The sequence below is a fragment of the Vibrio scophthalmi genome (genome assembly GCF_040869025.1).
In the GTDB taxonomy this organism is placed as follows: domain Bacteria; phylum Pseudomonadota; class Gammaproteobacteria; order Enterobacterales; family Vibrionaceae; genus Vibrio; species Vibrio scophthalmi.
In genome coordinates, this window is sequence record NZ_CP134271.1 from 1698839 (window position 1) to 1722075 (window position 23237).

Genomic DNA, 23237 nt, shown 5'->3' on the forward strand with positions numbered 1-23237 from the left:
AATGTCAGGAACTTCCTGGCCCTTCTTGTGGCGATGTCATTGAATTAACGTTGTAAATTACTGCTAAACATGGCTGAGAAACGCAATATTTTCCTTGTTGGCCCGATGGGCGCCGGCAAAAGTACAATTGGTAGACACCTTGCTCAACAACTTCATATGGAGTTTGTTGATTCAGATACTGTTATTGAAGAACGCACTGGTGCCGATATCGCATGGGTATTCGACGTAGAAGGCGAAGCTGGCTTCCGCGATCGTGAAGAGAAAGTGATTAACGACCTAACCGAAGAGCAAGGCATCGTACTTGCAACAGGTGGTGGTTCGATCATGAGTAAAGAAAACCGTAACCGTCTTTCTGCTCGCGGTATCGTTGTTTACCTAGAAACAACTATTGAAAAACAACTTGCACGTACAAACCGTGACAAGAAACGTCCTCTGCTACAGACTGACAGCCCTCGTGAGGTGCTAGAAGCATTAGCCGGTGAACGTAACCCACTATACGATGAAATTGCGGATTACACTGTACGTACGGATGATCAAAGTGCAAAAGTGGTAGCCAATCAGATCGTAAAAATGCTAGAAGAGAGTTAAGAACCACTTAACTCAAATTGGAGCATACCCATGGAACGGATTACGGTCAGCTTAGATGAACGTAGCTATCCAATCTCAATTGGTGCCGGATTATTCAATGATCCGGCCCACCTTTCTTTTCTTTCTTGCGTAAATAGTTCGGCAAAACAAAAAGTCGTGGTGATCAGTAATGTCACGGTAGCCCCTCTATACGCCAATAAAATCCTCTCTTTGCTTGAACTGCAAGGTTGCCAAGTGTCTCTACTTGAACTGCCTGACGGTGAGCAATACAAAACTCTCGATACATTCAACACCGTAATGAGCTATCTGCTGGAAGGGAATTACAGCCGAGATGTGGTTATCGTTGCTTTAGGTGGTGGTGTGATTGGTGACTTAGTCGGCTTTGCGGCTTCATGCTACCAACGAGGCGTGGATTTTATTCAAATTCCAACCACCTTACTTTCTCAGGTTGATTCGTCAGTCGGTGGCAAAACAGCAGTAAATCACCCGTTGGGTAAGAACATGATTGGTGCCTTTTACCAACCAAAAGCGGTGGTGATTGATACTGATTGTTTACGCACATTACCAGAACGTGAATTTGCCGCCGGTATGGCAGAAGTCATCAAGTACGGCATCATTTATGATGGCGAATTTTTTGCTTGGCTAGAGAGCAACCTCGACAAATTGTACGCCTTAGATGAGCAAGCTTTAAGCTATGCGATCGCTCGTTGTTGCCAAATTAAAGCCGAAGTTGTCGCGCAAGATGAGAAAGAATCTGGAATTCGTGCGTTGCTGAACCTAGGTCATACTTTTGGTCATGCGATTGAAGCTGAACTGGGGTATGGTAATTGGTTACATGGTGAAGCGGTATCGTCTGGCACTGTGATGGCGGCGAAAACGGCGCAATTGCAAGGGCTGATCAGCCAAGAGCAGTTAGAGCGCATTGTCGCTCTATTGCAACAAGCCAAATTACCCGTGCACACTCCAGAAAGTATGTCGTTTGACGATTTTATTAAGCATATGATGCGCGATAAAAAAGTGCTCGCTGGTGAGCTTCGTCTGGTATTGCCAACCAGTGTTGGCAGTGCCGAGGTCGTCAAAGGCGTTCCGGAAACCATCATTGAGCAAGCCATCGATTTTGGTCGTGGTATTTAATGACGATATAAAGTGAGGCGATAGGCGAAATGACGAACGAGTTAGATCGCCTCTCGTGTGACTGAGTAATATCGATCTAACGGTTTAGGTAGGGTATGAGTTTTACACATCAATCCAGAGTTCTGGAACTCGATAGCCAAATTGAGTTATTGGAGCGTTTGCAATTGCTGACGCATTTTAACTCTAATTTTGTCTGTGTTTCTGGCGTAAGTGGCGCTGGTAAAACATGGTTAGCTCAGCGCTATCTCGAAGCGTGGGCTGATGATAAAAACCAAGCGTTATTGATGTGTCACCCCAATCAAAATGATGAACAGCATCGAACGACGATACTGACGCAGGTTTTGTCTGAACCGTTATTTAATCCCGCTGATAACTTAGCGGAAAGTTTTAGTCGTTGCATGGCGCACGAGCCGTGTGATGTCGTGATTGTGGTTGATAACGCCCATCTACTCAGTGAGACATTGGTCTCGGAGTTATGGCTACTGGCATTGCAAGCCCAGCACCAGAGTCGTTGGACTCTTAATATCATCCTCTTTGCAGAGCCAAAGCGATTAGATAGCGTGTTAACTCGTCTGAGTCGTGGCCAAGAATTTCAGCCGGTTGATTTAGACATCGAGCCGCTCATTTCACAAGAAGCGGGGCGGTTTTTTGAACAGTTGGTGGTTCGATTTGTCGAAGATGACATGGAAAGACGCGTGCGTAATGCATATCGCACTGCTGCTCGTCGTCCGGGCGTGATTATGGCATTAGGGGAACAGAAAGTGGAAAAACGGATTATAGTTCGCTCAATTGTGGGCTCTCCATTTAATATCGCTTTAGTGGTGTTGGTGTTATTAGCGCTGATTTCTGGCGGCTATTGGTGGATGATGAGTCAGCCAACCCCGGGTGAGACAGCAGAGAAAATCACCAGCCAACTTGAACAAACGGTGATTCCAACCATTAATCAACCGGATGCAACAGTGAGTGATGCCGACGAAAGTGTCGCCGCGGATAACCGCGATGAAACGGAGTCTGAGCTGAGCGTTGATCCTGCCTTTTCTGGCGCCGAAGATGACTCAGCGGCTTTACCTCCGGAAGTGGTCGACATGCCAGAAAGCGTTGGTGTGATTGAAGATAACTCTCAGCGTGTTGTGATCACCTCTGAAGTCGTCGATGCGCTGATAGAGAGTGAATCTGAGCAAGTGGACACCAGCAATATTGAACAAGTGGTTGATGACTCGCGTGCGGAAGTGCCCGTGGTGAGCGAAGCACCTGCACAGATCAGTTTCTCTTTCGCTAAAGATGAATTAAACAGCTTTTCTCCGCGTAGCTATACTTTGCAATTGGCCGCGGTGAATAACTTAGCGGAAGCGCAAAATTTTCTGAATCGTTACGATCTGGATGACAAGGTGTATGTTTACCCAGCACTACGCAGCGGCGTTGAGTGGTATATCATTACTTATGATAATTTCCCAACCATCCAACTAGCGCGTGATGCGGTAGTACAATTGCCTGAGGCACTACAAAAACTGAGTCCTTGGGCGAAATCGCTCAATCAAGTTCAGCGTGAAATCGCTCGTACTAACTAGTTCGAGATAGGCTGAGTCGCTTTCTGCTCACTCAGCCGAATTGAGTACGCCAATCGCTTTGGGTATGGCGTGAAATATGTTACATTCCGCACCCTTAATTTGTGGTTGATAAATAGAGCAGTCAATGAAAAAGCAGCGTGCCTTCCTTAAATGGGCTGGTGGAAAATACGGATTAGTTGAAGACATTCAGCGTCATCTGCCTGAAGCACGCAAGTTGGTAGAACCGTTTGTTGGTGCAGGTTCGGTTTTTCTCAATACCGACTATGATCAATATCTGCTCGCGGACATCAATCCTGATTTGATCAATCTCTACAATCTTCTCAAAGAAAGCCCAGAAGATTATATCAGCGAAGCGAAACGTTGGTTTATTGCCGAAAACAACCGCAAAGAATTTTACTTAGATGTACGCGCACAGTTTAACCAAACTGATGACGTGATGTATCGCTCACTCGCTTTTCTCTATATGAACCGTTTTGGTTTTAATGGCTTATGCCGTTACAACAAAAAAGGCGGCTTCAACGTGCCATTTGGTTCGTACAAAAAACCGTACTTCCCAGAAAAAGAGTTGGAATTTTTCGCAGAGAAAGCGAAAAAAGCGACTTTTGTTTGTGAAGGCTACCAAGAGACTTTTAAACGCGCGCGTAAAGGCAGCGTGGTTTATTGTGATCCTCCTTATGCGCCACTTTCAACCACGGCAAACTTTACCTCGTATGCAGGCAATGGTTTTTCGTTAGACGATCAAGCTGCGCTGGCCAATGTTGCTGAAACGGCGGCAAAACAACGCGGTATTCCGGTTCTCATTTCTAACCATGATACGACCTTAACTCGTCGTCTCTATCATGGCGCTGAATTGAATGTGGTGAAGGTTAAACGCACCATCAGCCGCAATGGTGCCGGTCGCAATAAAGTCGATGAGCTGCTCGCTTTATTCCGTGCTGAGAACCCGTGTGAAACCGAAACCGGTCACAACGGCGAATAAGCCCAAGCACACATTTCTGTTAATACCTCTATCATCTGCCTGATCGCTTCGGTAGAATTGCGCCAAATTTACGCAATGATGCTAATTATTATAGAGGTCAGGTATGAAAGATTTCCTTATCGCTCCGTCGATTCTGTCTGCAGATTTTGCTCGTCTTGGTGAAGACGTAGAGAAAGTTCTCGCCGCCGGTGCTGATGTTGTGCACTTCGATGTTATGGACAACCACTATGTGCCAAACCTGACTTTTGGCGCGCCTGTGTGTAAAGCCCTGCGTGACTACGGTATTACAGCCCCAATCGATGTACACCTGATGGTGAAACCGGTTGATAGCATCGTACCTGACTTTGCTAAAGCCGGCGCGAGCATGATCACCTTTCATATTGAAGCTTCAGATCACGTTGATCGCACCCTACAACTGATCAAAGAACACGGCTGTAAAGCAGGCGTGGTTCTCAATCCAGCAACGCCACTGGTACACCTCGAATACATCATGGATAAGGTGGATATGATCTTATTGATGTCAGTAAATCCGGGCTTCGGTGGTCAATCATTCATTCCAAATACCTTGGATAAATTACGCGCTGTGCGCAAAATGATTGATGAATCAGGTCGCGATATTCGTCTAGAAATCGACGGTGGCGTGAAGGTGGATAATATCCGCGAAATCGCAGAAGCCGGTGCAGATATGTTTGTGGCAGGTTCGGCTATTTTCAGCCAGCCAGACTACAAGCAAGTGATCGATGAAATGCGCGCAGAACTCGCTAAAGCGAAATAAGTAAGCTGAGTAGTAGGATAGAGCATTGAAAGAGTTAAAACTGATTGCCTTTGATCTTGATGGCACCTTGTTAGACAGCGTACCAGATCTTGCCGTTGCTGCTGATCAAGCGGTACAAGCACTGGGTTTTTCTACTGTGAGCGAAGAGCAAGTTCGTGACTACGTTGGCAATGGCGCAGACATCTTAATTGGTCGTGCATTAAGCCAAAGTTTGACGATTAACCCTGAGCTGAGTCCTGAACTCTTAGCACAAGGGCGTGTGTTATTTGATGACTTCTATGATAAGAGTGGTCATAAGCTCAGTCACCTTTACCCAGCAGTAAAAGAGACTTTAGCCGCGTTACAACAAGCGGGCTTTATTTTGGCGCTAGTCACCAATAAGCCATCGAAGTTTGTCCCTGATGTGTTGGCTAAGCACGACATCGCCAAATACTTCACGGATGTATTAGGTGGTGATGCATTTCCTGAGCGTAAGCCAAATCCAGTCGCATTAAACTGGTTGCTAGAGAAGCATGGCTGTACACCAAGTGAGATGTTGATGGTTGGCGATTCGAAAAATGACATCTTAGCTGCGAAAAACGCCGGTTGTCATTCGTTCGGTCTAACTTATGGCTACAATCACGGTGAAGCTATTTCAGTCTCAGAGCCAGATTTTGTCGCGGATAACATCGCAGAATTACTCGAAGTGATCGCTGTTTCTGCCTAAGCGCAACAAAAGATCTTTCAAAATACTTATCAATGAGTACACTGAGAAAACCGTCCAGCTAAAGGCTGGACGGTTTTTTCTATTTTATTAAATTAAGAATTCAAAGGAATCCATCCATGAGCAAGCCCATCGTATTGAGTGGCGTTCAACCATCAGGTGAACTAAGTATCGGTAATTACTTGGGTGCTCTACGTCAATGGCAACAGATGCAAGATGATTACGATTGCCAATACTGCGTGGTTGACCTGCATGCGATTACGGTTCGTCAAGACCCGAAAGCACTGCACGAAGCAACCCTAGACGCATTAGCAATCTGTCTTGCCGTTGGTGTTGATCCACAGAAGAGCACGCTATTTGTTCAGTCACATGTACCAGAGCATGCTCAACTTGGTTGGCTTCTTAACTGCTACACCCAAATGGGTGAACTGAGCCGTATGACTCAGTTTAAAGATAAGTCAGCGCGTTACGCGAACGATGTGAATGCGGGCCTATTTGGTTACCCAGTGCTAATGGCTGCCGATATTTTGTTGTACGGCGCGCATCAAGTCCCTGTGGGCAATGACCAGAAGCAGCACTTAGAATTGGCTCGCGATATCGCGACGCGTTTCAACAATATCTACAGCCCAGAAGCGCCAATCTTCCAAGTGCCAGAACCGTACATTCCACAAGTGAATGCGCGTGTAATGAGCTTGCAAGATGCGACGAAGAAGATGTCTAAATCAGATGATAACCGTAAAAACGTTATTACTTTGCTTGAAGAGCCTAAGTCGATCATTAAGAAGATCAACAAAGCGCAAACGGATGCTGAAACGCCACCGCGTATTGCCAGCGATTGGGAAAACAAAGCGGGTATCTCAAATCTAATGAGTCTGTACTCGGCAGCAACGGGTATGAGCTTTGCTGAGATTGAAGCGAAGTACCAAGGCGTAGAAATGTACGGCCCATTTAAGAAAGATGTAGGTGAAGCTTTGGTGACAATGCTTGAGCCTATTCAAGCAGAATACCACCGTATTCGTGCTGACCGTGCTTATATGGATCAAGTGATGAAGCAAGGTGCGGAAAAAGCCTCAGCTCGCGCAGCCGTGACATTGAAGAAAGTTTATGAAGCGGTAGGTTTTGTTACTCGCCCATAAGCGGGTCAATTAAGTCAGTCTATTCATGAATATTTAAGGCCAGCGCAATGCTGGCCTTTTTATATGATCCACATCAGTCGTCTATCGGCAGACGATAAGTTTTACTTTGCCTTTGTGGCGCACTATTGCACAATACGCCTCCAATAAGTGGAGAGCTGTATTTCTGTCATGTTGCTGATCATCGATAATTACGATTCGTTTACCTACAACCTATACCAATATTTTTGCGAACTTGGCGCAGAAGTGCAGGTAGTGCGAAACGATAAAATTGATTTGGCTGGCATTGAAGCTTTGCAACCCACCCATCTGGTGATATCTCCTGGCCCATGTACACCCAATGAAGCGGGCATCTCATTAGCTGCGATAGAACACTTTGCCGGTAAGCTGCCGATTTTAGGGGTTTGCCTTGGACATCAAGCGATTGCTCAGGTATTTGGTGCTGAAGTAGTTCGAGCACGACAAGTGATGCACGGTAAAACCTCACCGATTCGCCATACTGGCCGTAGTGTCTTTCAAGGACTGAATAATCCGCTAACGGTCACACGATACCATTCATTAGTCGTCAAAGCTGACTCACTAGCGGATTGCTTTGAATTGACGGCTTGGACTGAGAATGAAGATGGCAGCATGGATGAAATCATGGGCTATCAACATAAAACCTTGCCGATTGATGCGGTGCAATTTCACCCAGAATCCATCAAAACGGAGCAAGGCCACCAGTTGTTGGCAAACTTCCTCGCTCGCTAATCACTCAGTAAATTATGGCTACTTTGTTGCTGTCCGAGATGCGGTTAAAGGCAGAGGTGGATCACCTTTCTTAACATTGTTGCCGTCATCGCCGTTATCTAATTAATCTGCAAAACTATTCGTTATGTCGCGGTTATTTCGCCACTGTGTTGCGGTATTTTGCGCCATCACTTAGTCGCCTCGTGAAGCGGTTCCACCTTGCATCACTTCTATTCTACTAATCCTATCAACTGCGATTAAACTTCTGCTTATAGCAAGCATAATAATAAATCGCTTCTCTCTTTCGCCGTTGTGGTGCATAAATAGTCATCTATAGTGATGCGACTTGATCTGTATTGAATTTAAAAAGCATAAACCACTATTGAAAAGGTTAATTAAATGTAAATACAATGCCGTATTGGTCAATGTGCAATATAAATTCTGGTTTCTATACTTATTAGTAGATGTGATATGCCTAACTGACATTGGCTGCGGTATTAAGAGGGAATGTGCGATGACGGAAGAAATGCAAGTACAACGCGATTTATTTGATGAGGTGATGGTGCCTTGTTATAGCCCGATGGAGATGGTTCCAGTAAAAGGCGAGGGCGCGCGCGTTTGGGATCAGCAAGGTAATGAGTATATCGACTTTGCTGGCGGGATCGCGGTGAGTTGTTTGGGGCACTGCCATCCGGCAATGGTGAAAGCATTAACCGAGCAAGGGCAGAAAATATGGCACCTTAGCAATGTGATGACCAATGAGCCTGCTTTGCGCTTAGCAAAAAAACTGACCGATCTGTGCTTCGCCGATAAAGTCTTTTTTGCCAACTCGGGCGCGGAAGCGAATGAAGCGGCTTTAAAATTGGCTCGCCGTTATTCTGCTGATGTGTATGGTGCCGAAAAATCAGAGATCATTGCCTTTAAACAGGGTTTTCATGGCCGCACCTTCTTTACCGTAACTGTCGGTGGGCAGGAAGCTTATTCCGATGGCTTTGGCCCAAAACCTGGCGACATTACTCACCTTCCATACAATGATGTTGAAGCGCTACGTCAGCATGTTTCGTCGCGTACCTGTGCGATTATGATGGAACCTTTGCAAGGTGAGGGCGGCATCATTGAACCGAGTGAGGAGTTTGTTCAAGCGGTTCGTGAGGTCTGTCAGCAGCACAACGCACTATTGATTTTCGATGAAGTACAAACGGGCAACGGACGTACCGGCCACTTTTATGCATATCAAGGCTTAGGCATTACGCCAGATATTTTAAGTACCGCTAAATCACTTGGCGGTGGTTTTCCTATCGGTGCGATGTTGACCACTACTAAACTGGCTGAGCACCTAAAAGTGGGCACCCATGGCTCAACTTATGGGGGGAACCCTCTTGCTTGTGCAGTAGCAGAAGCGGTTGTGGATGTGGTTAGCCAGCCGGAAACCCTAGCGGGCGTGGCGGACCGTGAAGCGCTATTTCGTCAAGGATTGGCTAAGATTAATGATAAGTATCCAATATTTAGCGAAATCCGTGGAAAAGGGTTACTACTCGGTGCTGCGCTCAATGAACAGTGGCAAGGGCGTGCGCGTGATGTGCTCGTGGCTGCGGGAGAACAAGGTTTGATGGTGTTGGTTGCAGGGCCAAATGTGGTGCGTTTTACCCCATCATTGGTGATTAGCCACCAAGATATTGCTCAAGGATTAGAAAAACTGGAGAAAGCGATCGCTTCACTAGTTCAATAATATCGCAAGAGGTGAGGTTAGCCATCAGGTTAACCTCCCAAGCATCAGGAGGGAGTATCGATGCTGGTTGTTCGTCCTATCGCTATGTCAGATTATGATGCGCTGCATACCTGTGCAGTGGAATCCGGTCACGGTTTTACATCACTTCCGGTCAATGAAGAATTGTTGACCAACCGAATTACCCACTCTGAATACAGCTTTGCTAAACCGAATGTGAGTGAACCGGGCGATGAAGGCTACCTGATGGTTGGCTTTGATAGTGCTAGCGGTGAAGTTGCTGGTTGTACAGGGATTGAAGCGGCGATCGGTTGGGATGTGCCATTCTATTCTTACCACATCAGCACCATCGTTCACTCCTCGCCGAAGCTCGGGGTCAACAATGTGGTGAAGTTGCTGACCTTTGGTAATAACTACACTGGCTGTAGTGAAATCTGCACCTTATTTTTGCGACCTAAATTTCGCGGTGGCAATAATGGTCGATTGATGTCGAAATGCCGTTTTCTGATGATGGCTGAACATCCCCATCGCTTCTCTAAAACAGTCTTTGCCGAAATGCGTGGTGTTTCCGATGAAGAGGGCAATTCCCCTTTTTGGCAATGGCTGCAAGAACACTTCTTTTCGATTGATTTTACCTTAGCCGATTACTTAACAGGTATTGGTAAGAAAGGCTTTATTGCCGACCTAATGCCAAAACTCCCCATCTACGTCAACTTATTGAGTAAAGAAGCGCAAGCGGTGATCGGCCAAGTGCATGACAACACCAAGCCCGCTTTACGCTTACTAGAAAAGGAAGGGTTTACCTGCCGTAACTATGTCGACATCTTTGATGGTGGCCCTAGCGTGGAATGTGATCGTGAAAATATTGAATCGGTACGTCACTCATTTCGCGGCAAAGTGCATATTGATCAGCACGCCAGTGCACAAGATTTTTTGATCAGTAATACCTCATTTGAACAATTTCGCGCGGTCGCAGTGAAAGCCGCGTTTGATCAAGCAACAGATACGGTGATTATCTCCAGTGATGTCGCCAATGCCTTGCAAGTACAGCAGGGCGATAACGTGCGTTTGCTTCCCCTATAAAGCTACAGACTCTAAGGAATTGGTTATGTCACATTGGATTGCAGGACAATGGATCGCCGGACAGGGTGAACCGATGAGTTCAATTAGCCCTTATAACGGCGAGCTGATTTGGCAAAGTGATAGCGCCACTGTCGCTCAGGTTGATGCGGCGGTAAGCGCCGCAAGAGAGGCGTTTTTATCATGGAGGAAGACGCCTTTTAGTGAGCGCGAGAGGCTGGTATTACGCTTTGCCGAGTTAGTGAAACATCATTCCGAGTCGATTGCAGAAATGATTTCGCTGGAAACTGGTAAGCCATTATGGGAAACCCGAACAGAAGCGGCGGCCGTTGCGGGCAAAATCGCTATTTCGATTCGTGCTTACCATGAGCGAACTGGCGAGAAGAAACGTGAAGCCGCAGGGAATCAAATCGTACTGCGCCACCAACCACTTGGCGTGATGGCCGTTTTTGGCCCATATAACTTTCCGGCCCACTTACCAAATGGTCATATCGTCCCAGCGTTACTCGCTGGTAATACGGTGGTGTTTAAGCCTTCTGAGCAAACTCCGGCGACGGGGGAGTTTATGATCAAACTATGGCAAAAAGCAGGACTGCCAGATGGAGTGATTAATCTTATTCAAGGCGCGAAAGAGACCGGAGTGGCGTTAGCCCAATCTAAAGGTATTGATGGCTTGTTGTTTACCGGGAGTGCGAATACGGGTCATCTGCTCCATCGTCAATTTGCCGGACAACCGGACAAGATGTTGGCATTGGAAATGGGCGGTAATAACCCGATGGTCATCTCACCTCACTATGGTGATGTGGATGCGGCCGTGTATACCATTATTCAATCGGCCTTTATTAGTGCTGGTCAGCGCTGTACTTGTGCGCGTCGACTTTACCTTCCTAGTGGTGAAAATGGTGATGTGTTGCTGAATAAGTTACTCAGCGCGACGAAAAAGATCGTCATGGATGAGCCATTTGCCGACCCCGCCCCTTTTATGGGCTCACAGATATCTTTAGCCGCCGCGCAGGCTATTTTGGCGGCTCAAGCTAACTTGCAGTCATTGGGTGGGGTGAGTTTAGTCGAAGCCACCGCAGGTGATGCTGCGTTCGTCTCACCGGGTATTATTGATGTCAGCGAGATTACATCGCTACCTGATGAAGAATACTTTGGACCACTCCTGCAAGTGATCCGTTATCAAACCTTAGAGCAAGCGGTGGAGCTTGCAAATGATAGCCGCTTTGGTCTATCAGCAGGATTGGTGACAACCCAAGAGAGTGAGTGGGCCTATTTTGTGGAACATATTCGCGCTGGCATCGTTAATCGCAATCGACCGCTAACCGGCGCGAGCGGTGATGCACCATTTGGCGGGCCAGGAGCGTCGGGAAATTTACGGCCAAGCGCTTACTACGCAGCTGATTATTGTGCTTATCCGATGGCCTCGGTGGAAGGGGAACAAACCGAACTTCCCGAGACATTGAGCCCGGGCTTATCACTGTAATTAACCGACCATCGAAAAGGCCAGAGAAAATGCTCCACTGGCCTTTTCTTTTACTACACTAATAATCCTTACCAAGAATATCGAGACAAAAATAATTCCAAGGAGGCGTTATGACGCCAGAACGACTGTTTGAATCATTATGGAATGATTATATTGCACGCTTATGCCCGTCAGCTGGAAACGTCCACAAATTATTGCAACGCAACGAGCCATTGATCAACGACCATATTGCTCTACGTACCTTTAACCTTTCCCCTGTCGCGTTAGAAGTATTGGCGAAACCTTTTATTGAACTGGGTTATCAAGAGGCGGGGGATTACCAGTTTGAAAGTAAAAAATTGCTGGCAAAGCATTATGAGCACCCTGATACCACGCAACCCAAGGTATTCATTAGCCAACTTAAAGTGGAGGAATGTTCAGAGCAGTTGCAACAGATTGTGCAAAAGCTAGTTGAACAGGTGAATCCAACTGAGATGCAAGGTGAAGCCTTTCTATATGCAGGTCGACCTTGGCAACTGAGCCATAACGATTATTTATTGTTGGCCGAAGAGAGTGAATATGCGGCTTGGTTGGCGGCTCATGGTTATGGCGCGAATCATTTCACAGTCAGTGTCAATCAACTTGAGCAGTTTGATGAGGTTCAACAGGTGAATGATCATCTGTCGTCAGTGGGGTTTGTCATTAACCAAGCGGGTGGGGAAGTCAAAGGTTCACCTGAAGTACTGCTAGAGCAATCATCAACCATGGCCGATAAAGTACAGGTCGAATTTGATGATGGCGTGGTGTTGCTGCCTGGTGGTTTTTATGAGTTTGCCAAGCGTTATCCGATGCCCAATGGTGAGTTATACCGTGGATTCGTCGCCGCCTCTGCAGATAAGATCTTTGAGAGTACTAACGGGTAACAGTATGTTATTGCGATGGATGTTAAAACAGGCTTTGTAAGCACTAGCCTTACATTTGTCATTCCATAGAGCGTGTTAGCGCGAGTAGGGAATCTTGTTTTTCGTTGTGGAAAGAGAGATCCCCAACTCGCTCGTTCCTCACTCTTGAGGATGACAAGTTCCCGAAAAGAAAAAGCCACCCGAAGGTGGCTTTATAAATCTTGCTTAATTCAATGTGAATTAACGCGTACCGTAAACAACGATAGTCTTACCGTGAGCAGAGATTAGGTTCTGCTCTTCCAGCATCTTCAAGATACGACCAACGGTTTCACGAGAACAGCCAACAATCTGACCGATCTCTTGACGAGTGATCTTGATTTGCATGCCGTCTGGGTGAGTCATTGCATCTGGTTGTTTCGCTAGGTTTAGTAGCGTTTGTGCAATACGGCCAGTTACGTCTAGGAAGGCTAGGTCGCCTACTTTTTGGCTAGTCACTTGTAGACGACGAGCCATCTGTGAAGACAGACGCATTAGGATATCAGGGTTTACCTGAATCAACTGACGAAATTTTTTGAACGAGATTTCCGCTACTTCACAAGGAGATTTAGCACGAACCCAAGCGGTACGCTCTTGATCTTCTTCAAATAGACCAAGCTCACCGATGAAATCACCTTGGTTTAGGTAAGAAAGGATCATCTCCTTACCTTCTTCATCTTTAATAAGTACGGCAACAGAACCTTTAACAATGTAGTACAAAGTTTCTGCTTTTTCGCCCGCGTGGATTAGCGTGCTTTTTGATGGGTACTTATGAATATGACAGTGTGAAAGGAACCACTCTAATGTTGGATCGGTTTGAGGTTTACCTAGAACCATAATATCTCACTTCCTCTGCAGGGTACGCTTGCTGCTTTCCATAATTTAGCTGGGCCCGAAATCGGGATAACTAGGCTAGGAGCACTTAAATGAGTGCTGCAAGCTATCTTGTGTTTCGGTTTCAAATAGTATCCTTTTTCCGGAACGATTTCTTGATTTTAATCGGGTCCGAGAGACTATTTCCTAAGCAAAAACGTGCACATGATCACGGTATGAAAAGTAATCGTGTTCTAATGCTGATTTTTAGCCAATTTTTCCAGTTTCGATTAATTGCTGAAGAATCGGTCTGACGATTAACTCCATTGCAAAACTCATTTTACCGCCAGGCACAACTAAGGTGTTATGACGCGACATAAACGAGCCATCTATCATTGCTAATAGGTAGGGATAGTCAACGTTTTTAAAACCACGTAGGCGGATTACAACAAAGCTTTCATCTAAGCTTGGAATCCCCTTCGCATCTAGCGGGTTTGAAGTATCAACGGTTGGCACACGTTGGAAGTTGATATGGGTACGTGAAAACTGTGGGGTGATGTAATTGAGGTAATCGTCCATCGAACGCACGATTGAATCCATCACCGCTTCTTTGGAGTGACCTCTATCACGAGTATCGCGAACAAATTTTTGAATCCACTCAAGGTTAACGATAGGTACCATACCAATCAAAAAGTCGACATGCTGGGCGACATTAATATCCCCATTCACCACGCCACCATGCAGTCCTTCGTAGAACAGCACATCACTGTTTTCTGGCAGGTCTTGCCAAGGCGTAAATGTGCCTGGCATTTGATTGTAGGGAACCGCTTCGTCGAAGGTGTGTAGATAGCGACGGATCTTACCGCTGCCATCTTGGCCATATTGGTGGAAGAAGTCGGCTAAGCCGGGGAAGTCATTAGCTTGCGGGCCGAAGTAACTAATATGACGACCTTGTTCGCGTGCTTTACGAATTTCTACATCCATTTCTGGGCGAGTAAATCGATGGAAGCTATCGCCTTCCACCCATGCAGGCTTGATGTCCATCATATTGAACATTTTACGAAAGGCTTCAGAAGTGGTGGTCGTTCCGGCGCCAGAGGAACCGGTGACGGCAATGATCGGATGCTTTGCTGACATGACAAACCTTGTCTAGTGATAACGTTCCTGTGATTACTCGAACTTAACCTTTGTCGATGACAAGCATGTTAAGTTCGAAAAGCATTACAGTTTGGACGCATCAATATAACATAATTTAACCTTTTCGCATCTTCTTCGTGGGAAAGACTCGGTTAGAACTGCGGACTCAGTTCGGTTTCGTTATTAGCGAACCATTAGAACTTGTGGCGTAATTGCACATCGACAGTTTCATGCAATTCAGAGAAAACGATGACCGCTTCTCCTGTCTCAAGTTGCTGCTTAACTTGATCAATTTTATCTTGTACTGAGATTTCAATTTCGCCGTAGTCTGTTCCTTCTCGTAAAACAAACTCTCTAAGCAAGCTCTCCAGTGTTTCTGGTGCGATCTGCTGCCAAGGAACAATCATAAATACCTCTTTATTCTATGACCTTGTATCGGTGAGGCTCGATTATGCCGTTTTTAGTGCTTGATAGTAAGCGGGGAGCATCTCTTCCAGCCAAAAGCGGGGGTTCATGACACTGCCAGTGACAAAACCCACGTGTCCGCCTTTTTCAAATAGGCGGTAGTGAATATTCTCCGGTAGGACAAAATGCGGAATGACCGCATCGGTCATAAACGGATCATCTTTGGCATGAATGATTTGGGTTGGCAATTTGATTTGCTGTAGGCGATGAATCCCAGAGCAACGCTGATAATAATCATCGGCATCTTGAAATCCGTGCAGCGGTGCGGTGATCAAATCATCAAAATCATACAATTTGGTGACTCGTTTGATTGATTGATAAGTCAGCCCTAACTCACCTTTTAACAGGTGGTGTTTACGCAGTGCATTACGTTTGAGAGAACGCAGTAGGTAGGTTTTATAGATCTTAGAAAAGCCTTGTTCGATGCGCTCAGAACAGGCGGATAGATCGAGCGGGGCAGACACAATGGAAGCGGCATCCAAGAGCGGATTATCGGCGTACTGGGCTAAATAGTTGGCCAGCATATTACCGCCAAGAGAAATACCAACCGCGACTTTGACTCGATTAGGGTATTGCTGATTGAGGTACTCTAAGAAAAAACGCGCGTCTTCGATTTCACCTGAATGGTAGGCGCGTGGTAGACGATTGGGCTTACCGCTGCAACCGCGAAAATGCATCATCACCGATAGCCAGCCTTCTTTGGCAAAGGCATGCATCAGACCATTGGCATAAGGGCTATAGAAGCAGCCTTCAAGTCCATGAAACAACACAAACAGGGGTTTCTCTTGCGCGGCTGTTGTTTGGCTATCTTCACTCCATGCTAGATCGAGGAAGTCACCATCTTGGGTATCAAGGGTTTGCCAAATCGGCTCAAACAACGCTTTTTTACGAATGAAGCGTGGTGCGAGAGTTTGAAGGTGCGGGTTTGAAATCCCGCTGGCAGCAGTAAAATGAGTCATAGGCGTCAGTCGCTTTCTCTTGCATCCAAATCAGGTTCAAAAGGGTGTGCAAAGGTGGAGTACAAATGTTCTCCACCCAACTGACGACAGTAACGTAGCGTAAGCGATTGTTCATCCGCATTGTGCAATGAGAGTTGGTTTACGCAATCGACCAAGTCGGCCTGTTGCTGTTTTTCCAACTGCAGCTCAAATTGCAGTGCTTCGCGATAGAGTGTATCGGCCAGTGGCTGCTTGAGTTTGCGTCTTAGCTCCCGAAAGCTATTGAGTAATGCTTCTGAACGACCAAGGCATTCTTCGACCTTGTGCCAGTCCTGCTCTGCAATCGTGACTTGTTGTTCATCAAGCCACTTGAGTAACAATAGCAGGTTCACGTTGCCTTTGAACTGATTCTGTAAATTTAAGCACGCCTGCTTCACTTCACGGACACTGTAGTACTGCAAACTGAATTGCCATAAACGTTCTAGTGTTAGCGAAACGGGTACGTGCTCTCTATTCATCAGCTATTGAACTCCTGTTCCATCACTTCAAGCTCCTCTTGTAGAGCCATCCAATCCATTTCTGTCTCTTCTAGCTCTGACTTCCCACTGGCTTGCTGGGCGAGTACTTGAGTAAGTTTAGCTTTATTTTCGGCATCATACAGAGAGTTATCACTCAATTGCTCTTCCGCCTGTGCAATCACTTGGCCAAGTCTATCCATTGTTTCTTCTAACTTGGTGAGCTTTTTACGCAGTGGCGCGGTGAGAGTACGAAACTCTGCTTCACGGCGTTTTTGTTCTTTCTTCGCCGCTGCGCTGTTTTGGTTATCTTTTACCGGTTGCTCTGCTTGTGCTTCGCGGCGCTCGACTTTTTGCTGCTCAGTCAGCCACTTGTAATAGTCGCTTAGGTCACCATCAAACGGAGCGACTTGGCGATCATGCACTAAGTAAAGATCGTCAGTCGTGGCGCGCAGCAGGTAACGGTCGTGCGAAACTATCACCATGGCGCCTTCAAATGTTTGCAGGGCAAAGGTCAGAGCTTGGCGCATATCGAGATCCAAGTGGTTGGTTGGTTCATCGAGTAACAATAGGTTAGGTTTTTGCCATACCAGCAGGGCCAGAACCAGACGCGCTTTTTCACCACCGGAGAATGGGGCGACTTTTTCTAGCGCTTTATCGCCTTGAAAGCCGAAGCTACCTAAGTAATCACGCAGCTGCTGCTCAGTGTGCTTAGGTGCAATTTGCATCATGTGCTGCAGAGGTGTTTCCTCTGGATGCAATGTTTCCAATTGATGCTGTGCGAAGTAACCCATTTTCACGCCTTGTGAGTAGGTTAGCTCGCCACCTTGTGGATTCAATTCACCTGAGAGCAATTTGATTAAGGTTGATTTACCGGCGCCGTTTCGACCAAGCAAACCAATGCGACTCCCCGGCACGAGGTTAAGACGAATTTTTTCTAAGATCAGATTATCACCATAACCTGCAGAAACTTCATCCATCATCATAATTGGGTTTGGTAGTGCATCAGGTTCACGGAACTCAAAACTAAATGGGTTATCAAATTGTGCTGGCAGCACTTGTTCCATTTTTTCTAAAGCTTTAATACGGCTTTGCGCTTGGCGCGCTTTTGATGCTTTGTAGCGGAAGCGATCGATATAGCTTTGCATATGCGCCATCTGCTTTTGCTGCTTCTGGAACATTGCTTGCTGCAAGATTAATTTCTGCGCACGTTGTGACTCAAATGAAGAGTAGTTACCGGTGTACTCATTCAATTGTTGGTTTTCAACGTGAATGATGCGGTTAACAATCGGATCAAGGAAATCACGGTCATGCGAGATCAACGCGAGAGTACCCGGGTAGTTTTGCAACCAGCGTTCTAACCACATTACCGCATCAAGATCCAAGTGGTTGGTTGGTTCATCGAGCAGTAATAGGTCTGAACGGCAAAGTAGGGCTTGAGCGAGGTTCAAGCGCATACGCCAACCACCGGAGAACTGGGTTAAGTTCCAGCTCATTTGCTCTTGACGGAAGCCTAGACCATCGAGCAGTTCCGAGGCACGAGCGCGAATGCTGTAACCACCAATGGTTTCAATTTTACCGTGCAGTTCCGCCACCAAAGTGCCGTTATCAGCGAGATCGGCGTCCACCAATTGTTGCTCTAGAGAGCGGTACTCGCGATCGCCATCAATGACGTATTCTAGCGCGGTTCGGTCAAGTGCAGGGGTTTCTTGCGCCACCCATGCCAATTCCCAATGCGCCGGTTTGCTAAAGTTACCCGCATCAGTGGATAGCTCATCTTTGATCAGAGCGAATAAGGTTGATTTACCACAACCGTTTTTACCCACCAAACCGATCTTATCGCCGGGGTGAATGGTAGCCGAAGCGTTCTCAAGTAATGGCTTGCCACCACGTAAGAGTTGAATGTCAGAAAAGGTGATCATAGTACTTTGCTTTATCTTTAATCGTTTCGCCACGCATAGTAGGAGGATTAACCGGAAAAGTCGATCGTTGCGTTTTCAGCGTCAACCGCGTATAACAAATTGATAACGAAAATGATAAAGGCAGTTGTTCACGGAATGAATCGATCAGCCACTCCGAAGCCACAAGCAGCGAAAGCAAAAGTATTAGTCGTTTACGCTCATCCGGAGTCCTCCACTTCTATCGCTAATCATGTGATGCTAAAAAAAATTGCCTCACTTGAGCACGTTACCGTGCACGATCTTTATGCTCGCTACCCAGACTTTTTTATTGATGTGAATGCCGAGCACGAATTGCTCTTGGCACACGATGTCATTGTCTTCCATCACCCTATGTATCTTTATTCTTGTCCGGCACTGATGAAAGAGTGGCTCGATAGAGTATTGGGCAAAGGTTTTGCCTACGGCAATGAAAGTGCCTTGCAAGGTAAGTATTGGCGCAGTGTCATTACTACTGGCGGTAAAGAAGATGCTTTTGGTGAGCACGGCTACAACAAATACCCGCTTGAACAAATCCTGCAACCTTTTGAATTAACCGCGGCATTGTGTCGCATGCATTGGATTGAACCCTTGGTGCTCTATTGGGCCCGCAATGTCTCCGACATGGAACGCTATCAGCATGCGGAGCACTATCGCCAGTGGTTGAATGATCCATTGCTGCATGATTCATCCTTATCGCAGGGAGGTGACCATGGCTCTGGAAAGTGATTTTCTACAAAGCAGTGCAATCTTCTTAACCGCTGCAGTTATTGCGGTGCCTCTCGCGCAACGATTAGGGTTAGGGTCTGTACTCGGCTATCTACTGGCGGGTGTCGCCATTGGACCGTGGGGGTTGGGTTTAATTCGCGATGTCGATGCCATCCTTCATTTTGCTGAATTTGGCGTAGTGTTATTGCTGTTTCTAATTGGCCTTGAGCTGAACCCGAAAAAACTGTGGCAAATGCGAGGGCCTATCCTTGGCCTCGGTGGTGCGCAAGTACTGATTACTACGGCCTTAATTGCCGGCCTTGTGTATCTATTTGGTTTTACTTGGCAGATGAGTCTCGTTATCGGCATGGGGCTGGCGCTCTCTTCGACCGCGATTGCATTAAGAGTGATTGATGAGCAGGGATTAGCTGGGACGGAAACCGGACAGTCTGGTTTTGCCGTTTTGCTCTTTCAAGATATTGCTGTAATTCCAATGTTAGCGTTATTGCCCGTATTGGCTGGTAACACCAGTGGCAACTGGTTAGATGGCTTATGGATGTTGGTCGGTGTCACAGCGCTCTTGATTGGTGGTCACTTTTTGCTGAGACCACTTTTTCGTTATGTGGTGATGAGTGGGGTGCGAGAGTTATTTACTGTCGCGGCCTTGCTGCTGGTGATCGGTATTGCATTGGTAATGAAACAGCTGGGGCTATCGATGGCGCTGGGCGCATTTTTAGCGGGCGTGCTGTTGGCGGAGAGTGAATATCGCCATGAGCTTGAAATTGCCATTGAGCCGTTTAAAGGCCTATTACTCGGGTTGTTTTTTATCGCTGTCGGTATGGCGGTCAACCTTGGTTTGCTAGCGTTGCACCCTTTCAAAATCTTGGCTTGTGTGATCGCGTTGGTGATGCTGAAAGCCTATACCCTTTATTTTCTTGCACGACTCTACGGCAGTCGTGCCAAGTCGCGTAGTCGTATTGCGGCGATTCTCAGTCAAGGTGGTGAATTTGCTTTTGTTATTTTTACCGCCGCACTATCGCAAGGCATCTTAACCACAGAACAAACCGCCTTTTTGCTGGTGGTCGTGAGTTTATCGATGGTGACGACACCACTGCTGCTGATGGGGCAGAAAAAATGGTACGCAAAAAGGCTCAATTTTGATGATGAGGAACGCATTGATAGCGATGTGGTTGATAAGCAGTCGCGCGTTATTATTGCGGGTTTTGGCCGCTTTGGTCAGATCGTCGGGCGCTTGTTGTATGCCAACAAGATCAAGCTAACCATTTTAGAAAGTGATGCCAGCCAAATTCGACTGTTACGTAAATATGGCTACAAGGTGTTTTATGGTGATGCGACGCAGCTTGATTTATTGCGTGCCGCAGGAGCAGATAAAGCGAAGGCAATTGTCCTTTGTACTGATTCGCCTGACGACATTATGAAAACCGTCGAGTTGTGCGAGCAGCATTTCCCTCATTTGAAAATATTAGCTCGTGCTCGCAGTCGCGTTGAGGCGTACCAACTGCTCAGCCATGGCATTGATAAGTACTCGCGTGAAACGTTTCTTGGTGCGCTCGATCTTGGCAAACTCACCTTGATTGAGCTAGGCATGCACCCATACCAAGCGCAACGCTCTGAAGCGCACTTTCGTAAACTTGATAACGCGATGTTGAAGGAACTCCTTCCGCAGCACCATGAAGATAAGCAACTCGCACTGAGAGCCAAAGAAGCACGTAAAGAGCTGGAAGAGATCTTTGGCCGTGAGATGGAAAACGATAAGCAAGGTAAGCATTTCTGGGATTAAAGTGCCGTTCGCCTTTAAGCCATGAATCTCGATGTATTAATGATTTGATGAGAGTGACATGAAGAAACGATTTATCGCAGGCGCTAATTGCCCTAAGTGTCAGCAACAAGACACGTTACGTTGGTGGATAGAGAATAATATTGAGCTGGTAGAGTGCGTCGACTGCGGTCATCAAGATCAACGCAAGCCAGAGTCTGTAGACAAAAGTGAACACCAGAGTGAACAAATGATCGGCATTTTTAAACCGGACTGATTGAGTTTCTCGAATTCATCCCCATAATAGCAGGGTTATTGTTTTATTCTCCCTTTGATATGGGGAGCTAATCGCCTTGGAGCAATTATGAAAATTGAAAAGAACGTAGTCGTAAGCCTAGCGTACCAACTGAAAGTAGAAGATGCAGTCGTTGATCAATCAACTGTTGATGCGCCACTAGATTACCTACACGGTAACAACAACCTAATCACTGGCCTTGAGAATGAGCTAGAAGGTAAAGTTGCTGGCGACAAATTCGAAGTAACTATTGCCCCTGAAGATGCATACGGCGAGCACAACGATGAGCTTGTTCAGCGTGTTCCTGCAGACGTATTCCAAGGTGTGGATGAAATCGAAGTTGGCATGCGCTTCCTAGCGGATACTGACCAAGGTCCAATCCCAGTAGAAATTACTGAAGTAGATGGCGACGAAGTTGTGGTTGATGGTAACCACATGCTTGCTGGCCAAACACTAACTTTCGTTGTTGAAGTTGTCGCAGTTCGTGAAGCAACTGAAGAAGAGATTGCTCACGGCCATATCCACCAAGGTGGCGGTTGTTGTGGTGGTCACGACCACGATCACGACCATGAAGGTGGCTGTTGTGGCGGCGAAGATAAAGGTGATGATCACGAATGCTGCGGTGGCGGCGGTTGTGGTTCACACTAATCGCGTGATGAGATCTTTATAGATCATCATAAATCGACGAAGAGGCGTTGCTTGGAAACAAGCGACGCCTTTTTTATCGGATTAAGTCAGTTATTCAGTCAAACAACTTGGTTAAGTTACTGAGAAGGATAGTGAAATGAGTTTTCCATTTGCCCTTGCCGTACATGGTGGAGCGGGCACCATTTTACCCGAGCAGATGAGTGCACAACTGGAAGCGGATATCCGCGCCGCGTTAGCGCAAGCTGTGAATGCGGGCCATAAAATGTTAGCCGAGGGCGGTGATGCGCTTGATGCCGCTGTGGCTGCGGTTAAGGTGTTGGAAGATTCAGAGCATTTCAATGCGGGTAAAGGTTCGGTGCTCACCGCCAAAGAGATGGTTGAAATGGACGCCTCGGTTATGCATGGTTTACAAATGCAGGTCGGAGCGATCGCGGGGGTTCGTCATATTAAGAATCCGGTGGAGTTGGCGCGCGATGTGATGCATCACTCCGCCCACGCATTCTTGATTAGTGAGGGGGCAGAAGAGTTTGCTTTCAAGCAAGGCCATCTTTTTACGGAACAAGATTATTTCTTTACCGATCGCCGTTACGACCAACTGATGGCGCTTAAAGAGTCAGGTGACAGTGCCTTATCGGAAGCAAGTTATCCTGATGACAATAAACATGGCACGGTTGGGGCGGTCGCGCTTGATCAACAAGGCAACTTAGCGGCGGCGACAAGTACCGGAGGCATCGCCAACAAGCGTTTTGGACGAGTGGGGGACTCCGCAATAATTGGTGCGGGAACCTTAGCTGAAAATGGCAATGTGGCGATCTCTTCCACCGGTGTTGGTGAGCTGTTTATCCGTAAAATGGTCGCCAGTGATATTGCCGCACGCATGCGCTACCTAGGGGAAGATGTCAAAACCGCCAGTGAAACAGTCATTCATGGTGAGTTAAAAACGCTTGGTGGTGAAGGCGGAGTGATCGCGATCGATAAGCAAGGAGAGATACACTTTGCGCTCAATTGCGCTGGTATGTATCGCGCAAGTATCGATATTGAAGGCAAGCTTAGTATTAAAATCTTTGCCAACGAGTGATAGAGTTGTTATGTCACCGGATTCGTTGGCTGCTCAATCGTTTAATTCTGTGTGACACCGGTATGACCAAAAAATGACTGCAAGAGAGCGGATTCAGTGCTAGAATCC

The 23237-nt window shown here is 46.7% G+C and carries 23 protein-coding genes; 17 read left to right on the plus strand and 6 right to left on the minus strand.

Annotated elements, in window-relative coordinates; translation table 11 throughout:
• Positions 1 to 69 precede the first annotated feature (69 nt).
• From aroK to RJD38_RS07795, 12 genes are all read left to right on the plus strand, one after another.
• Positions 70 to 588, plus strand: coding sequence for a shikimate kinase AroK (aroK, locus tag RJD38_RS07740; protein ID WP_005597180.1), 519 nt, complete (start codon positions 70 to 72; stop codon positions 586 to 588).
• Positions 589 to 618: 30 nt separating this feature from the next.
• Positions 619 to 1722, plus strand: coding sequence for a 3-dehydroquinate synthase (aroB, locus tag RJD38_RS07745; RefSeq protein WP_367971167.1), 1104 nt, complete (start codon positions 619 to 621; stop codon positions 1720 to 1722).
• A gap of 95 nt (positions 1723 to 1817) precedes the next feature.
• Positions 1818 to 3290, plus strand: a complete 1473-nt coding sequence (locus RJD38_RS07750) for an SPOR domain-containing protein (RefSeq protein ID WP_367971168.1) — start codon at positions 1818 to 1820, stop codon at positions 3288 to 3290.
• A 124-nt stretch (positions 3291 to 3414) separates the two neighbouring features.
• Positions 3415 to 4269, plus strand: coding sequence for a Dam family site-specific DNA-(adenine-N6)-methyltransferase (locus tag RJD38_RS07755; RefSeq protein ID WP_005597170.1), 855 nt, complete (start codon positions 3415 to 3417; stop codon positions 4267 to 4269).
• 103 nt (positions 4270 to 4372) lie between these two features.
• Positions 4373 to 5044 (plus strand): ribulose-phosphate 3-epimerase, encoded by a 672-nt coding sequence (gene rpe / locus RJD38_RS07760; RefSeq protein ID WP_367971169.1) that lies wholly within the window; start codon positions 4373 to 4375, stop codon positions 5042 to 5044.
• Between the two features lie 25 nt (positions 5045 to 5069).
• Complete coding sequence (locus RJD38_RS07765) at positions 5070 to 5750, plus strand: phosphoglycolate phosphatase (protein WP_065429739.1); 681 nt, start codon at positions 5070 to 5072, stop codon at positions 5748 to 5750.
• Positions 5751 to 5866: 116 nt separating this feature from the next.
• Entirely contained in the window at positions 5867 to 6883 is a 1017-nt protein-coding gene (gene trpS, locus RJD38_RS07770; protein WP_005597165.1) for a tryptophan--tRNA ligase, read from the plus strand.
• A gap of 168 nt (positions 6884 to 7051) precedes the next feature.
• Positions 7052 to 7630 carry an aminodeoxychorismate/anthranilate synthase component II gene (locus RJD38_RS07775; protein ID WP_009386395.1) on the plus strand — a complete coding sequence of 193 codons (579 nt, stop codon included), beginning with the start codon at positions 7052 to 7054 and terminating at the stop codon, positions 7628 to 7630.
• A 493-nt stretch (positions 7631 to 8123) separates the two neighbouring features.
• A complete protein-coding gene (locus RJD38_RS07780; RefSeq protein ID WP_367971170.1) occupies positions 8124 to 9338 on the plus strand; it encodes an aspartate aminotransferase family protein in 1215 nt (404 codons plus the stop codon).
• A 60-nt stretch (positions 9339 to 9398) separates the two neighbouring features.
• Positions 9399 to 10418 (plus strand): arginine N-succinyltransferase, encoded by a 1020-nt coding sequence (gene astA / locus RJD38_RS07785; RefSeq protein WP_005597162.1) that lies wholly within the window; start codon positions 9399 to 9401, stop codon positions 10416 to 10418.
• 25 nt (positions 10419 to 10443) lie between these two features.
• Positions 10444 to 11901: a succinylglutamate-semialdehyde dehydrogenase gene (gene astD / locus RJD38_RS07790; RefSeq protein WP_367971171.1), complete on the plus strand. Its 1458-nt coding sequence runs from the start codon at positions 10444 to 10446 to the stop codon at positions 11899 to 11901.
• 110 nt (positions 11902 to 12011) lie between these two features.
• On the plus strand, positions 12012 to 12803 hold the full coding sequence (locus RJD38_RS07795; RefSeq protein WP_367971172.1) for a DUF1338 domain-containing protein: 792 nt from the start codon (positions 12012 to 12014) through the stop codon (positions 12801 to 12803).
• A 219-nt stretch (positions 12804 to 13022) separates the two neighbouring features.
• Here RJD38_RS07795 and crp read toward each other — a convergent pair whose 3' ends face one another.
• The 6 genes from crp to RJD38_RS07825 form a co-directional block, all read right to left on the minus strand.
• Positions 13023 to 13655: a cAMP-activated global transcriptional regulator CRP gene (crp, locus tag RJD38_RS07800; RefSeq protein WP_005597159.1), complete on the minus strand. Its 633-nt coding sequence runs from the start codon at positions 13653 to 13655 to the stop codon at positions 13023 to 13025.
• Between the two features lie 243 nt (positions 13656 to 13898).
• Positions 13899 to 14768, minus strand: a complete 870-nt coding sequence (locus RJD38_RS07805) for a phosphoribulokinase (protein WP_367971173.1) — start codon at positions 14766 to 14768, stop codon at positions 13899 to 13901.
• Positions 14769 to 14962: 194 nt separating this feature from the next.
• The gene (locus RJD38_RS07810; RefSeq protein WP_005597157.1) at positions 14963 to 15175 is read right to left on the minus strand and encodes a YheU family protein; all 213 of its coding nucleotides are present in this window, start codon (positions 15173 to 15175) and stop codon (positions 14963 to 14965) included.
• A gap of 42 nt (positions 15176 to 15217) precedes the next feature.
• Complete coding sequence (locus RJD38_RS07815; protein WP_367971174.1) at positions 15218 to 16192, minus strand: hydrolase; 975 nt, start codon at positions 16190 to 16192, stop codon at positions 15218 to 15220.
• 5 nt (positions 16193 to 16197) lie between these two features.
• The gene (locus RJD38_RS07820) at positions 16198 to 16689 is read right to left on the minus strand and encodes a TIGR02444 family protein (RefSeq protein ID WP_005597155.1); all 492 of its coding nucleotides are present in this window, start codon (positions 16687 to 16689) and stop codon (positions 16198 to 16200) included.
• Positions 16689 to 18608, minus strand: a complete 1920-nt coding sequence (locus RJD38_RS07825; protein WP_367971175.1) for an ABC transporter ATP-binding protein — start codon at positions 18606 to 18608, stop codon at positions 16689 to 16691. The genes RJD38_RS07820 and RJD38_RS07825 overlap by 1 nt, the downstream gene beginning before the upstream one ends.
• 135 nt (positions 18609 to 18743) lie before the next feature.
• On the opposite strand from RJD38_RS07825, the gene kefG reads away from it, so the two are divergent.
• The 5 genes from kefG (at position 18744) to RJD38_RS07850 (ending at position 23129) form a co-directional block, all read left to right on the plus strand.
• Complete coding sequence (gene kefG, locus RJD38_RS07830; protein WP_367971176.1) at positions 18744 to 19352, plus strand: glutathione-regulated potassium-efflux system ancillary protein KefG; 609 nt, start codon at positions 18744 to 18746, stop codon at positions 19350 to 19352.
• The gene (gene kefB, locus RJD38_RS07835; RefSeq protein WP_367971177.1) at positions 19336 to 21132 is read left to right on the plus strand and encodes a glutathione-regulated potassium-efflux system protein KefB; all 1797 of its coding nucleotides are present in this window, start codon (positions 19336 to 19338) and stop codon (positions 21130 to 21132) included. The genes kefG and kefB overlap by 17 nt, the downstream gene beginning before the upstream one ends.
• A gap of 58 nt (positions 21133 to 21190) precedes the next feature.
• Complete coding sequence (locus RJD38_RS07840; protein ID WP_009386384.1) at positions 21191 to 21385, plus strand: YheV family putative zinc ribbon protein; 195 nt, start codon at positions 21191 to 21193, stop codon at positions 21383 to 21385.
• Positions 21386 to 21472: 87 nt separating this feature from the next.
• The gene (slyD, locus tag RJD38_RS07845) at positions 21473 to 22051 is read left to right on the plus strand and encodes a peptidylprolyl isomerase (protein ID WP_367971178.1); all 579 of its coding nucleotides are present in this window, start codon (positions 21473 to 21475) and stop codon (positions 22049 to 22051) included.
• A 136-nt stretch (positions 22052 to 22187) separates the two neighbouring features.
• Complete coding sequence (locus RJD38_RS07850) at positions 22188 to 23129, plus strand: isoaspartyl peptidase/L-asparaginase family protein (RefSeq protein WP_367971179.1); 942 nt, start codon at positions 22188 to 22190, stop codon at positions 23127 to 23129.
• Positions 23130 to 23237: the final 108 nt, after the last annotated feature.